The sequence below is a fragment of the Amycolatopsis samaneae genome (assembly GCF_039541975.1).
Taxonomy (GTDB): Bacteria; Actinomycetota; Actinomycetes; order Mycobacteriales; family Pseudonocardiaceae; genus Amycolatopsis; species Amycolatopsis samaneae.
This window is the reverse complement of sequence record NZ_BAABHG010000014.1, coordinates 277253-289843: the sequence shown is the minus strand read 5'-3', so window position 1 is coordinate 289843 and position 12591 is coordinate 277253. Positions and strand designations below refer to the sequence as shown.

12 protein-coding genes and 1 riboswitch are annotated in these 12591 nt (G+C 71.9%); of the genes, 6 read left to right on the top strand and 6 right to left on the bottom strand.

Going from position 1 to position 12591, the window contains the following annotated elements; all coding sequences use genetic code 11:
- Positions 1-124 precede the first annotated feature (124 nt).
- Positions 125-277 (bottom strand): hypothetical protein, encoded by a 153-nt coding sequence (locus tag ABD987_RS33300; protein ID WP_345403265.1) that lies wholly within the window; start codon positions 275-277, stop codon positions 125-127.
- A 286-nt stretch (positions 278-563) separates the two neighbouring features.
- A riboswitch (cobalamin riboswitch) is annotated at positions 564-678 on the top strand.
- Between the two features lie 98 nt (positions 679-776).
- Here ABD987_RS33300 and ABD987_RS33295 point away from each other — a divergent pair.
- The 4 genes from ABD987_RS33295 (at position 777) to ABD987_RS33280 (ending at position 4263) form a co-directional block, all read left to right on the top strand.
- Positions 777-1847, top strand: a complete 1071-nt coding sequence (locus tag ABD987_RS33295; protein ID WP_345403262.1) for a FecCD family ABC transporter permease — start codon at positions 777-779, stop codon at positions 1845-1847.
- The gene (locus tag ABD987_RS33290) at positions 1847-2671 is read left to right on the top strand and encodes an ABC transporter ATP-binding protein (protein ID WP_345403259.1); all 825 of its coding nucleotides are present in this window, start codon (positions 1847-1849) and stop codon (positions 2669-2671) included. Before ABD987_RS33295 ends, ABD987_RS33290 begins: the two co-directional genes overlap by 1 nt.
- Positions 2647-3654, top strand: a complete 1008-nt coding sequence (locus ABD987_RS33285; protein ID WP_345403256.1) for an ABC transporter substrate-binding protein — start codon at positions 2647-2649, stop codon at positions 3652-3654. Before ABD987_RS33290 ends, ABD987_RS33285 begins: the two co-directional genes overlap by 25 nt.
- Positions 3655-3726: 72 nt before the next feature.
- Positions 3727-4263 carry a hypothetical protein gene (locus ABD987_RS33280; RefSeq protein ID WP_345403253.1) on the top strand — a complete coding sequence of 179 codons (537 nt, stop codon included), beginning with the start codon at positions 3727-3729 and terminating at the stop codon, positions 4261-4263.
- Here ABD987_RS33280 and ABD987_RS33275 read toward each other — a convergent pair.
- A complete protein-coding gene (locus ABD987_RS33275; protein WP_345403250.1) occupies positions 4247-5173 on the bottom strand; it encodes a LysR family transcriptional regulator in 927 nt (308 codons plus the stop codon). The genes ABD987_RS33280 and ABD987_RS33275 overlap by 17 nt on opposite strands.
- A gap of 205 nt (positions 5174-5378) precedes the next feature.
- On the opposite strand from ABD987_RS33275, the gene ABD987_RS33270 reads away from it, so the two are divergent.
- On the top strand, positions 5379-6002 hold the full coding sequence (locus tag ABD987_RS33270) for a hypothetical protein (protein WP_345403247.1): 624 nt from the start codon (positions 5379-5381) through the stop codon (positions 6000-6002).
- A gap of 85 nt (positions 6003-6087) precedes the next feature.
- On the opposite strand, the gene ABD987_RS33265 is transcribed toward ABD987_RS33270, so the two are convergent.
- Positions 6088-6777, bottom strand: a complete 690-nt coding sequence (locus tag ABD987_RS33265) for a FadR/GntR family transcriptional regulator (RefSeq protein ID WP_345403244.1) — start codon at positions 6775-6777, stop codon at positions 6088-6090.
- 175 nt (positions 6778-6952) lie between these two features.
- Here ABD987_RS33265 and ABD987_RS33260 point away from each other — a divergent pair, with 175 nt between their 5' ends.
- Positions 6953-8686 (top strand): 2-isopropylmalate synthase, encoded by a 1734-nt coding sequence (locus tag ABD987_RS33260; RefSeq protein WP_345403242.1) that lies wholly within the window; start codon positions 6953-6955, stop codon positions 8684-8686.
- On the opposite strand, the gene ABD987_RS33255 is transcribed toward ABD987_RS33260, so the two are convergent.
- The 3 genes from ABD987_RS33255 to ABD987_RS33245 form a co-directional block, all read right to left on the bottom strand.
- On the bottom strand, positions 8578-9849 hold the full coding sequence (locus ABD987_RS33255) for an acyltransferase (RefSeq protein ID WP_345403239.1): 1272 nt from the start codon (positions 9847-9849) through the stop codon (positions 8578-8580). The genes ABD987_RS33260 and ABD987_RS33255 overlap by 109 nt on opposite strands.
- Entirely contained in the window at positions 9846-10589 is a 744-nt protein-coding gene (locus ABD987_RS33250) for an acyl-CoA synthetase family protein (protein WP_345403236.1), read from the bottom strand. The genes ABD987_RS33255 and ABD987_RS33250 overlap by 4 nt, the downstream gene beginning before the upstream one ends.
- Positions 10590-10660: 71 nt before the next feature.
- The gene (locus tag ABD987_RS33245) at positions 10661-12562 is read right to left on the bottom strand and encodes a caspase, EACC1-associated type (RefSeq protein ID WP_345403233.1); all 1902 of its coding nucleotides are present in this window, start codon (positions 12560-12562) and stop codon (positions 10661-10663) included.
- Positions 12563-12591 lie beyond the last annotated feature (29 nt).

The following is a 12591-nucleotide window of genomic DNA, read 5'->3' as shown; positions in this document are numbered from 1 at the left end:
GCCCAGACGGGCCAGCTCGACGGCACGCTGACGAAACTCAGGCGGGTGTGGTGCAGGCACCAGAACATCCTCCCTGGTGACCGGCGGTCACCTCAGGTGAGGTGTCCGGACAACCGGGGGAAGCTCAACGCCGTTCCAACTCGGCCAGGATTTCCCCTTGCCGCGCCGCCAAACGCCGCTGTGCACGTTCGGTGCGGACGAGTTCGGACAGCAGGCAGTCGGCATCCTCGCGCCACCACTCGGTGCGCGATGCGGAGGTACCGCACTGGACTGCCACACCTCCACACTACGCCGCCCGATCGAACACATGTGCTATCGATCGGGTGAACCTTCCGGGCCTGAATTTCCCTGCTATGTAAGGGATTCGACGTGGACCTGCTACCGCGCTGATCCGCTGCCTGGCCAAGCTCGTGACCGAGTTCGGCCCGGTCCGTCCCGGCGACCGGATCGACCGAGCGAAGCCGGCCGCGACGGTTCGCGACGCCGTGATGCCGATGCCGACCCGGTCACAGCGGATTGACACCCGCTCGGTCCATGGTCGACGATCACCGGCAGTACACACCACAAGTTCATCCGCGCCCGTTCGGGGGAAGCCGGTCGGAATCCGGCGCTGACCCGCAACGGTGGGCCGTCCTCGCGACGGCGAGCCCGAGTACCCGATGGGCGCGGTCTGCTCTGGTACCCGTCGTGGTCTGCGGGTCGCCGGTCCGGAACGTCTCCCAGCGGGGCGGGCCCGGCCACGGCTGTTCGCCGACCCGTGCCCGGAAGGCGAACGCATGGCCGCACCCGTTGGCCTCCAACGGACCCCAGCACGTCGCCGTCCCGTCGTTCCCCTGGTCGTCCTGCTCACCGTGGCGCTGCTCGTCTCGCTCGTGTGCGGGGTCGCGCTCGGCGCCGCGAACGTGCCGCTCCGCGATGTCGCGCGGTTCTTCGGCGCCGGGGTTTCCGGTGGCTGGCTCGACGCCGCCGACCTGCCCGGATACCAGATCGTCTGGCAGGTCCGGCTGCCGCGCGTGCTGCTGGCGGCCGTGGTCGGCGCCGGGCTCAGCGTCGTGGGTGTCGCGAGTCAGGCGCTGGTCCGCAACGCGCTCGCCGACCCGTTCGTGCTCGGGGTGTCCTCGGGGGCGTCGGTGGGGGCGACCGCCTCGATCGTCTTCGGCGTCTTCGCCTCGCTCGGTCTCTACGCCCTCTCGGTCGCCGCGTTCCTCGGCGCGCTGGGGGCGACATTGCTCGTCTACCTTGCCGCGCGGTCGCGGGAGGGCATGACACCGCTGCGGCTGGTGCTGACCGGAACGGCGATGGCGTACGGGTTTTCCGCGGTCAGCACGGTCCTCGTCTTCATGGCACCCCGTGGCGACGCGGTGCGCGCGGCGTTGTTCTGGCTGCTCGGCAGCCTCGGCGGCGTCACCTGGCAGTCGGTGCCGATAGCCGCGGCCGCGGTCGTGCTCGGTTTCGGCTACTTCCGGGTTTCGGCACGCAGGCTCAACGCGCTGGCCATGGGGGACGAGACCGCCGCGGCGCTCGGCGTCGACCCGGCACGGCTGCGCCGCACGCTGTTCGTGGTGTGCGCGGCGGTGACCGGCTGCCTCGTCGCGGTCAGCGGCGCGGTCGGGTTCGTCGGGCTGATGGTCCCGCACCTGGTGCGGATGGCGGTCGGCGCCGATCACCGCCGGGTCCTCGCGGTCGCGCCGCTGGCGGGCGGGGTGCTGCTGGTGTGGGTCGATCTGCTGGCCCGCACCCTGGTGGTGCCCCAGGAACTCCCGCTCGGCGTGCTCACCGCCGCGTTCGGGGTACCGGTGTTCGTGTGGCTGATGCGCCGCCGCGGCTACGTGTTCGGGGGACGCTGATGGACATTCTCGCCGAGGATCTCACGGTGACCGTGGCCGGTCGGCGGCTGGTGGACGACCTGCGGCTGCGGGTGCCCGAGGGCGCCGTCGTCGGGCTCGTCGGGCCCAACGGCTGCGGGAAGTCCACGACGCTGCGATGTGTGTACCGCGCGCTCCGGCCGTCGGCCGGGGTGGTGCGGATCGGTGGTGACGACGTCTGGGCGCTCTCCGCCCGCGACAGCGCCCGGCGCGTCGCGGCGCTGCCCCAGGAACAGCACATGGAGTTCGACTTCACCGCCGCCGAGGTGGTGGCCATGGCCCGCTCGCCGCACAAGGGCGCGTTCGAACGCGACACCGAGGCGGACCACGAGTTCTGTGTGCGGGCGCTGCGGCAGGTCGGGGTGGCACATCTGGCCGAGCGGGGCTACCTCACGCTGTCCGGCGGGGAGCGGCAGCGCGTGCTCGTCGCCCGCGCGCTCGCGCAGCAGCCGAAGGTGCTGGTGCTCGACGAGCCGACCAACCACCTCGACATCCGCTACCAGCTCGAAATCCTCGCGCTGGTCAGGGAAATCGGGGTGACCGCGCTCGTCGCGCTGCACGATCTGAACCTGGCGGCGGCCACCTGCGATGTGCTCTACGTCCTCGACGGCGGCCGCGTCGTCGCCGAGGGGACCCCGCGCGAAGTGCTCACCCCCGAGCTGATCGCGGCGACGTTCGGCGTGCGCGCCCACCTCGTCCCGCATCCCGTTTCGGGTGCCCCGCAGCTGCTGTACAGCACCGCCGTCGAACCGGACGGCACCGCACCGAAAGGATCCCCGCGATGTCGCGACGACGTTACCTCCTGACCGCGCTCGCCGCACTGGTGCTCGTCACCGGATGCGGCGCGCGGGTCCGGCCGGAGGCCGCGGCCCCGGCGGCGGGATATCCCGTCACCGTCAAGAACTGTGGCCAGAACGTCACGTACACGAAGGCGCCGAGCAGGATCGTGGCCTACGACAGCGGCATCCTGGAGACGTTGTTCGCGCTGGGTCTCCGCGACCGCATCGCGGGCTACGTCATGCCGCACGGGCAGAACAAGGACATCGACGGCTCGCCGTGGCGGGCGGACTTCGAGCGCGCCAACCGGCTCGGCGTGGACACGATCAGCAAGGAGGTCGTGCTCCAGGCGGGCGCGGACTTCGTGTACGCGGGCTGGAACTACGGCTTCGGCGAGGACGCCGGGCTGACCCCGCAGCACCTCACCGAACTCGGCGTTCCGTCCTATGTGCTCAGTGAGTCCTGCCGCAACGGGATCGGCGACCGTGCGCGCGGCACCATGCCCGCGCTGGAGGCGCTCTACACCGACCTGCGCAACCTCGGGAAGATCTTCGGCGTCTCCGACCGCGCCGAGCGGCTGGTCGCCGAGTACCAGGGTGCCGTCCGCGACGCCGAGGCGTCGGTACGGAAGGACCGGCCCCGGCCGAAGGTGTTCCTCTACGACTCCGGCACCGACAAGCCCTTCACCGGCGGCCGGTTCGCCGCGTCGCACGAGGTGATCACGCGGGGCGGCGGGGACGACATCATGGGCGATCTCCAGGACAGCTGGACCACCGTGACCTGGGAGGCGGTCGTCAGGGCCAATCCGGACGTCATCGTGATCAACGACTACGACCCGCCGACCGCCGCGCAGAAGCAGGCGTTCCTGGAGAGCTACCCGCCGCTGGCGCAGGTGCCCGCGATCAAGAACAAGCGGTTCCTCGCGCTGCCGTACGCGGCCCTCGTGGAAGGACCGCGCAACCCCGCCGCGATCCGTACCGTCGCGGACTACCTCAACCGGATCGGGGGGTAGGGCTGTCCTCAGGCCCCTTGCGGGGGCGCGCCGGATGGGCGCGTCCCCGGCGACACACCATGCTTCCCAGTCATGGGCAGAGGGTTGGGGAAACGATCACGCCAGTGCTGGCTCGTCGCGCACGTCGCGAGTTCCGTCGGGTGGTTCGGGGTCGCGGCGAGTCAGCTGGTACTCAAGATCATCGCGACCACCACGAACAGCGCCGAGCTGCGGCACGCGGCGCACGTGACCACGCAGACTTTCGACCGGTACCTGATGATCCCGCTCGTGCTGGTCGCGCTGGCGTCCGGCCTGGTGCTGTCGCTGCGCACGAAGTGGGGGCTGTTCCGGCACTACTGGGTCACCGCGAAGTTCGTGCTCACGCTCGTGCTGATGGTCGCGGACACGATCTGGCTCGGCGGCTGGGCGGCCGACGCGGTGGCCGCCACCGCGGGCGGCGGGGCACCCGCCGACGCCGGTTACCAGGACACCGTGACCTATCTGCTCACCGGGTCGGTGGTGAACCTGACCGCGATCCTGGTCATGGTGGTGCTGTCGGTGGTCAAGCCGTTCGGCCGGACCGCCAGGGGGCGCCGGGTGATCCGGCGCCCGGTCACCGCTTCGGGTTGACGAGCCCGTTTCGGGCGAAGGTGGCGGCGACCTGACAGAAGGCTTCGACGTGCGGGCGGCGGTCGCCTTCGCGGTGGGCGAGGACAACCACACTGGGGCCCGCCTGCGGCAGGTCGAGGCAGCGCAGGGGCGCGTCCGGGACAGGCGGGCGACGGCGCGCGACCTCCGAGCACATCGCGACCACGTCCGGATTGTGCGCGAGAGTCTGCGCCATCTCCGGAACCGACCAGGCTTCGGTGACGTACTGCCTGGGTGCCACGCCGTTGCGGAACTCGTTGAGCAGCCAGTGATCGCCGACCTCCGGTGGGGTCCTCGCGGGATTGGCCGACAGGATCGGCAAGGGCAGGACGTCGGTCAGGGTGGCGTGTCCGGCGTCGGCGAGCCAGTGCCGTTCGTGGACGACCACGACACGGCGCTCCCGGTACAGCACGGTCCAGGCGTGCCGCTCGGGATGCAGGGGCAACCGGGTGAAGGCCACGTCCACTTCGTTGCGCAGCAGCGCCGTGTACGCCCGTGCCACCGGCAGTTCCGCGCGGAAGTGGAGCCGGATGTGCGGGAACGCCTCGGTGAAGGTGGTCAGGATGGGCTGGGTCATCGCGCCCGCCGCGCCGTAGATCATGCCCACCCGGAGCTCCCCGGTGGCGCGCTGGGCGATCCCACGGACGGCGCCGACGCCGTCGGCGACGATCGTGATCGCCTTGCGGGCCGGTTCGAGCAGCGCGCTTCCGGCCGGGGTGAGGCGCGTACCACCGGGCAGGCGCTCGAACAACGCGCAGCCGAGCTCCCGTTCCAGCGCGCGGATCTGCTGGCTGAGCGTGGGCTGACTGACATGCAGCAGGGCGGCGGCCCTGGTGAAACCGCTTTCCTCGGCGACGGCGAGGAAATAGCGCAGGTGACGTAGCTCGACCATGTCTTCCCCTCGCGACCGCCTGCCGGTCCCCGAGATCGAGGATAGTGGCTGAGCAGCGCGAATAGCCTCGCCCTATCAGCCCATTGTCGTTGCGTCTTGGACGAACGGGCCGAGCGCGATCGACACTGGACGACCGCGGCCGGGGACCGCGCGAGCGGTTCGCGGCCGGGACAGTTCATGCTGACTTTCGCCGAAGGGAACGGAAATGCGGAACCTGAAAGCCTGGCGAAGACGGGTCGTCGCGATGCTCGCGATCCTGGCCGCCGCGGTGCTGGTGTCATCGGCGTCGCAGGCACTGGCGACCATCCCGCACTCGTCCACCGGTGTGATCACCGGCTGCTACACCAGCACCGGAGCGCTTCGTGTGGTGGACGCGCAACAGGGAAAGACCTGTGCGACAGGGGAAACGCAGGTCGCCTGGAACGCCACGACGATCAGCGCGAGCCGGTGGGTGTCGGGAACCGTCGTGCCACTGGTCCGGTCCGGCGGCGTCCCCCAGGTCATCACGCGACAGCCGACCGCCCAGCTGCCCGCGGGGTCGTGGGTTGTCACGGCGGCGGTCCTGATCGCGAACAGCCTGGAACCGCCCACCTCGTTCCGATGCTTCGTGCAGTCGCGCGGCAAGCTGATCTTCGTCGGCGGGCAGCTTCAGGACTGGGGCGGCGCGGGCGGCTGGCACCGGACGATGGTCGTCACCGGGATGGTCACCCTCCCCGAACCGGACTGGCTCGACGTCTTCTGCTCGCACGACCAGACCGTGCCGAGCGGTGGCGTCCTCCAGGCCGAAAGCGTGGACGTGGTGGTGCAGCGGGTGGCCGGCGTGTTCTGACCGGGGGACGGGTGCTCCGGTGAGACTTGCGCGCCGGAGCACCCGAAACCTCGCCCACCGGTGGCCTGTTTCCCGGCGCGCCGCGTCAAGAGCCGGGCGCGGCGCCGGTTCTGACGTCGGCGAGCAGCGCGGCGAGGTGACCGCGGCTGACGGCGGCCGCGCGGTCGGGGTCGCGGTCCCGGATCGCGTCGACGATCGCGAGGTGATCCGCGTGCGCGTCGGCGCCGGGCTTCGCGCGCCGCCGCCGGTCGGCGAGCAGGTCCAGCATCGCGCGCCGGATCCGGGGCGCGAAGGTGGCGAACAGCTCGGTGAGCACCGGGTTGTGCGCGGCGGCGACCACCGCCTGGTGGAACTTCAGGTCCGCGTCGACGAACGCGGCGTGCCCGCGCGTGGCCGCCGCCTCGCGGTCGGCGAGCCGCCGCCGCAGGGCGCGCAGATCGGCCGGGGTGCGGCGGGACGCGGCGAGCCGGGCCGCCTCGACCTCGATCGCGGTCCGCCCCTCGACGACGTCGCCGAGGTGGGCGCGGCGCAGCACGGCGTCCCAGTCCTCGGCGGCCTCGGTGGCGACGACGAAGACACCCGAACCCTGCCGCGACTCGACGATCCCGCGCCCGGCGAGCTCCCGCACGGCTTCGCGGATCGTCGACCGGCCGACGCCGAACTCCGCGGCGAGCGTGGTTTCCCCGGGAAGCCGGTGCCCGACCGGCCATGCACCGCCGGTGATACGGCCGAGCAGCTCTTCGACGGCCTGTTCGGCGAGGGGATAGCGGCGCATGTGCGACCTCTCAGGTTGTCTGAGGAGTGAACACGAGCTAGTCTAGCGCCCATGTCGTGGAGCGCGCTTCTTCTTCGCCGCCGCGGCGGGGCCTGAGGAGGACCGGCACCCCGCCGTGGGGATGGCCCGCGCGCCGGTCCGGGTGTCCACATCGTACCGAAAGGCCCACGACATCATGAGTTTTCCCACCCTGCGCGGAACTTCCGGCGAGATCCCGGCCGGGCAGCCGCACTGGAACCGGCAGCGCCGCTCGCCCATGCCCTCGCACCGCTACCGGGACGCGCACGCCCGCGTCGAGGTTCCGCTGACCGGCCGGTCCTGGCCGGACCGGCGGTTCGAGGCGGCGCCGCTGTGGGTCCCGGTCGACCTGCGCGACGGCAACCAGGCGCTGGCCGAGCCGATGGACCCGGCCCGCAAACGCCGGTTCTTCGAGCTGATGATCGCCATGGGGTTCAAGGAGATCGAGGTCGGCTACCCGTCGGCCTCGCGGACCGACTTCGACTTCGTCCGGCTGCTCGCCGAATCCGGCCTGGTGCCGGGGGACGTCACGATCGTGGTGTTCACCCCGGCGCGCACCGACCTGATCGAGCGCACCTTCGCCGCGATCGAAGGACTCCCGAACGTCGTCGTGCACATGTACACCGCGACCGCGCCGACCTGGCGCGAGGTGGTGCTCGGCAGGGACAGGGCCGAACTGGCCGCGCTGATCAGGGCCGGGGGCGAGGACATCGCCCGGCTCGCGGGCGACGACGCGCGCGTCCGGTTCGAGTTCTCCCCGGAGGTGTTCAACCTGACCGAGCCGGACTACGTGCTCGAAATCTGCGACATGATGACCGGGCTGTGGGACGCGAGCCCGGACCGGCCGGTGATCCACAACCTCCCGGCCACGGTCGAGGTCGCCACCCCGAACGTCTACGCCGACCAGATCGAGTACATGCACCGGAACCTGGCCCGCCGGGACGACGTGATCCTGTCCGTGCACCCGCACAACGACCGAGGGACCGGGGTGGCCTGCGCCGAGCTGGCGGTGCTCGCCGGGGCGCAGCGCGTCGAGGGCTGCCTGTTCGGCAACGGGGAACGCACCGGCAACGTCGACCTGGTCACGCTCGCGCTCAACCTGCACGCCCAGGGCGTCGACCCGATGCTCGACTTCGGGGACATCGACGAGATCCGCCGCACGGTCGAGCACTGCAACCGCGTGGGCGTCCACGAGCGGCATCCCTACGGCGGCGACCTCGTCCACACCGCGTTCTCCGGGACGCACCAGGACGCGATCAAGAAGGGGTTCGCCCACCACCGGGCGCGGGCCGCCGCGCTCGGTACCACCGAGGCGGACGCGCCGTGGGAGGTGCCGTACCTGCCGATCGACCCGGCCGACGTCGGGCGTTCCTACGAGGCGGTCATCCGGGTCAACAGCCAGTCCGGCAAGGGCGGGATCGCCTACCTGCTGCGCGAGGAGTACGGGCTGGACCTGCCGCGCCGCCTGCAGATCGACTTCGCGGGCGTCGTCCAGGAGCACACCGACACCACCGGCCGGGAGGTGACCGCGGACCACCTGTGGGAGCTGTTCACCGCCACCTACGTGCGGACGGGATCACCGTCGGTCGTGCTGGAGTCCTGGTCGGTGGACCGCTCGGCCGGGGTACTCACCGTCGACGGCCGGACGGCCGAGCACCGGGGGAGCGGCACCGGCCCGGTCGACGCGCTGGCCGGGGTGCTCGCCGGGCTGGGCCGCAAGATCGAGGTACTCGGCCTGACCCAGCAGTCGGTCGAGCGGGGCAGCACCGGCCGGGCCGTCACCTATCTGGAGTTCCGGACGGGCGGGAGCATCCGCTGGGCGGTGGGTATCGACGCCTCGGTGGTGACCGCCAGCCTGAACGCCGTCATAGCGGCGGCGAACCGCTGCTGAACCGGACGGGCCCCGGGTGCGCGGCGTACCCGGGGCCGCCCGGTGAGCGCCTTGCTGATCGGCAGGCGGCGCAGGATCTCGACGAACAGGAAGGTGAGCGCGAGGGTGGCGAGGTAGATCACGATGGTCGTCCACGGCGCCCCGACCCGGTCCGCGACCGGGCCGATCGCGGGGCCCAGCAACGCCAGCGCCAGCGGGTGCACGAGAAAGATGCTGAACGAGCGGTTCGACGCCCACGCGACGAGCCGGGCCGCCCGGCCGCCCTCGCGCCGCCGCGCGGACCACCACGAGCACATCGCGTAGAGCGCCGCGATGACGGTGACGAACCACGGCAGCAGGTACGGCTGGTAGACCTCGCTCGCCAGCTGCGGCCACGTTCCACTGTGGACGTTGTGGAAGTAGGCCAGCTCGGTGCCGACGCCGACCGCGACCAGCGCGACGGCGAGCGAACCCCGGTGCGCGCGCACCCACGCGTGCAGGGTCTCGAAGTGCATCGCGGCCACGGCGCCGAGCACGGTGAAGAACTGGTACGGCAGGATCGTGGAGAACAGGTAGCTGATCGTGTCGTAGGTGACGCCCTCGGGCGGGTAGGTCATGAACAGCGCCACGCCCACCTCCAGCGCGCCGCTGACCAGCAGCACGTACCGGTGCCTTCCCCTGGTCGCGCGCAGCAGCTTCAGCAGCAGCGGGAACAGCAGGTACACCTGCATGGTGACGAGCAGGAAGTACAGGTGGTACCAGGCGCTTCCCTCGATCAGCTCCCGGCCGAGCGCGGCCAGCCTGGTGCCGACCGACCCGGCGGGTTCGCCGGTGGTGACCAGCGAATAGCCCCAGAAGAACACCGACCACGCCAGGTAGGGCACCGCGACGAGCGGGAACCGCCGCCGCCAGAACCCGCTCGCCCTCGGCGGCCGGTCGCGGTACTGGTAGACCAGCACGAAGCCGGTCAGCGCGAAGAACGCCTCGCGGGTGAAGTGCAGCAGCGCCGCGACGGCGTTGGCGGGCACGTCCTGCGGGTAGTTGGTGGAGACCACGACGTGGATCAGGATCACGCAGGCGAAGGTGATCAGCCGGAACAGGTCGATCTGGTGCAGATAGGGCACTCGCGACCGCGCGGCGGGCACCCGGACCGGCGCCGGCCTCGGCACCTCGACGGTGGTCATCGGCTCACCGGCTCGTCGCACCACACGGGCACGGTGAGCGGTCCGGCGGCCTCGGCGATCCAGGTGACGCGCCGGGTGCGGGTCACCGCCCAAAACGCGGTGGGCTCGACGGCCGCGCCGAGTACCAGCGCCGCGCCCGCGAGGAGGGTGGCGAGCAGACCGGTGACCTGGGCGTCGAGCCGGAACAGCGGCAGGGTGCAGTAGCCGCGGTCGGCGGCGGTCAGCTCGTGGTCGCCGACGGTGGCCGCGGCGGCGCGCAGGAGCCCGTGCTCGGGGATCTCGGCGGCGCCCGGCCCGGAGAACGTGAGCACCGCGCCGGGGCCGGCCGGCTCCCCGGCTCCGGGCGGCCCCGGTTCGAGCACGCGGAGCCCGAGGTTCGCGCCGTGGTTCGGCCGGTCGCTGATGATCGCGAACGCGCCGGTCAGCGCCGCGGTGCCGGTCAGCTCGTCGAGCGAGGCGGCGGGGTCGACGGGGACCGCGCACCGCCCGGCGGCGAGTACACCGAGGAAGGCCGGGGCGAACACCAGCGGGTCGGCGACGTCGAGGAGCACCCGTGCCCCGGCGGGCGCCGCGGCGGCGGTCAGCGCGGCCAGCCAGCCGGCGACCTCGTCGGCGAGACCGCGGTAGGTGACCTTGTGCGGCCCGGGCGCCTCTTCCAGATAGCCGCGTTCCCCCGCGGCGTCCGCCCGATTCCTGATGGTCGTCGCGAGAAGTCCGCTTTCCGCATCGTGCTGGCTCACGATTGCCAGACTCGACGCGCTTTCTGTGAATTTCCCATGAGGCCGCTGAGAGGGCGCTGTCCGATCTTGCTCTAGGGGCCGGCACCGTCGGTGGCGCGGACGGCGTAGAGCCGGTGGTCCAGGCTGCCGACCAGGACGTACCCGGCCGCGAGCACGGGCGAGGAGTCGTCGATGGGGCCCCGGGTCGGGAAGGTCCAGCGCGCCTGCCCGGTCGTCGTGTCGACGGCGTGCAGCCCGCGGTCCCTGCTGCCGACGTACACCGTGTCGCCGCCGACGACCGGCGAGGACCGGATGCCGTTGCCGGTGCGGTAGCGCCAGTTCGGCCGCCCGGTCGAGGCGGACACGGCGTAGAGGCTGTTGTCGTCGCTGCCGACGTAGACGGCGTCGCCCTCCCGTGCCGGGCTGGACACGATCCCGCCCTCGGCGCGGAACTGCCAGATCCACTGGCCGGTGCGGGCGTCGAGGGCGTAGAGGCTCTGGTCGTCGGAGCCGACGCACACCATGGACCCGGACACCGCCGCCGAGCAGTCGACGGTGAGCGAGGTGGTGTAGTTCCACCGGCGGGCACCGGTGGCCGCGTTCAGCGCGTAGACGTTGTGATCACGGCATCCGATGTAGACGGTGCCACCGTCCGGACCGGACGCCGGGGACACGGTGGGCGAGGAGTTGAACCAGTCCCCGCCGGCGAACCGCCAGCGCTGCGCGCCGGTCGCCGCGTCGATCGCGTAGACGTGGTGATCGCGGCTGCCGACGTAGACGGTGCCCTCGGCGACGACGGGCGAAGAGTGGATGACCGCTTCGGTGGCGAAGGTCCAGCGCTTCCGGCCGGTGGCGGCCTCGACGGCGTGCACGTTGCCGTCGTTGCAGCCGACGTACACGACACCGCCCTCGACGGCGGGCGAGGAGGTGATGGGGCCGCCCGCGGCGTAGCGCCAGCGCAGGGTGCCGGTCGCGAGGTCGACCGCGTAGAGGCCGCGGTCGGTGCTGCCGACGAACACCGTCCCGCCGTCGACCGCGGGGGAGGAGTAGATCTCGCCGCCGGTCTCGAAGAACCACGGCCGCGGGCCGTCGCCGGCCAGCAGGCGCGTCACACCCCAGGCCCCGGCCCCGGCCACCGCGGCGCCCCCGGCGGCGTAGAGCAGTGTGCGCCGGGAGAACCGGCGTCCGGGTTTTCCCGTGGGGACAAGGGGAATCCGGGCCGGGGGCGGGGTGAGGGCGGTACCGGGCGAGCGCGGGTTGTTCGCGATGACGATCCGGCCCTGGACGTCCCACTGCCATTTGCCCGGTTGCTGCTGGGGCGCGACCTCACGCATCCGGTCGTCGACGTAGTCGTAGAGCTCGTCGACGTCCACGTAGCCGTTGTCGTCGCGGTCGGCGGCGCCGGTCCGGAGCCCTTCCACGATGAGCCCGGTGAACACCGACAGCGGCCGTTCGCCGTCCTTCCGGTCCCCGTCGAAGGAGAACTGCAGCGCGTCCGACGCGGTCAGCACCGCGCGGCCGCGGGCGGCGAACCGCTCGGAGGTGTGGATCGCCGGATCGCCCTTGGCCGCCCGGCTGGTCGCGAACGCGCCGCTGTAGCAGCAGTCCAGCACCAGCACGTCGCAGCGGGAGCGGGCCCGCTCCATGACGTCGTGCAGGAACGTCGCGGCGAGCGCGGTCGCGCCGGGATAGCGGCGTTCGGTGTCGGTCATCGCGAAGTACAGCCTGCCGCGATCGTCCTTCAGCCCGTGCCCGGTGAAGTAGAACAGCAGCATGTCGTCGCGCCGCCGGTCGGCGTAAAACGCTTCCACCGCACGGGACACCTCGTGCGCGGGCCGGTTCACGCAGGTCTGGACGGCGAACCCGCCGATCGCCGGATCCCCGAGCACCCGCCGCAGCGCCTCGACGTCCTCGGCGGGCGAGACCAGCCGCGCGAGCCCCGGATCCTCGAACCGGGAACTCGCGACCAGCAGCGCGTACCGGCCGCCGCTCATGCGGTCGACTCGCTCCGCGAGGCAGCGTC

What these genes read in the sequence shown, in the direction of transcription:
- ABD987_RS33295 (WP_345403262.1), top strand. Translation starts at nt 777, where the DNA reads ATGGCCGCACCCGTTGGCCTCCAACGGACCCCAGCACGTCGCCGTCCC.
- ABD987_RS33245 (WP_345403233.1), bottom strand. Translation starts at nt 12,562, where the DNA reads ATGAGCGGCGGCCGGTACGCGCTGCTGGTCGCGAGTTCCCGGTTCGAG.
- ABD987_RS33285 (WP_345403256.1), top strand. Translation starts at nt 2,647, where the DNA reads ATGTCGCGACGACGTTACCTCCTGACCGCGCTCGCCGCACTGGTGCTC.
- ABD987_RS33275 (WP_345403250.1), bottom strand. Translation starts at nt 5,173, where the DNA reads ATGGTCGAGCTACGTCACCTGCGCTATTTCCTCGCCGTCGCCGAGGAA.
- ABD987_RS33290 (WP_345403259.1), top strand. Translation starts at nt 1,847, where the DNA reads ATGGACATTCTCGCCGAGGATCTCACGGTGACCGTGGCCGGTCGGCGG.
- ABD987_RS33260 (WP_345403242.1), top strand. Translation starts at nt 6,953, where the DNA reads ATGAGTTTTCCCACCCTGCGCGGAACTTCCGGCGAGATCCCGGCCGGG.
- ABD987_RS33270 (WP_345403247.1), top strand. Translation starts at nt 5,379, where the DNA reads ATGCGGAACCTGAAAGCCTGGCGAAGACGGGTCGTCGCGATGCTCGCG.
- ABD987_RS33255 (WP_345403239.1), bottom strand. Translation starts at nt 9,849, where the DNA reads ATGACCACCGTCGAGGTGCCGAGGCCGGCGCCGGTCCGGGTGCCCGCC.
- ABD987_RS33265 (WP_345403244.1), bottom strand. Translation starts at nt 6,777, where the DNA reads ATGCGCCGCTATCCCCTCGCCGAACAGGCCGTCGAAGAGCTGCTCGGC.
- ABD987_RS33280 (WP_345403253.1), top strand. Translation starts at nt 3,727, where the DNA reads ATGGGCAGAGGGTTGGGGAAACGATCACGCCAGTGCTGGCTCGTCGCG.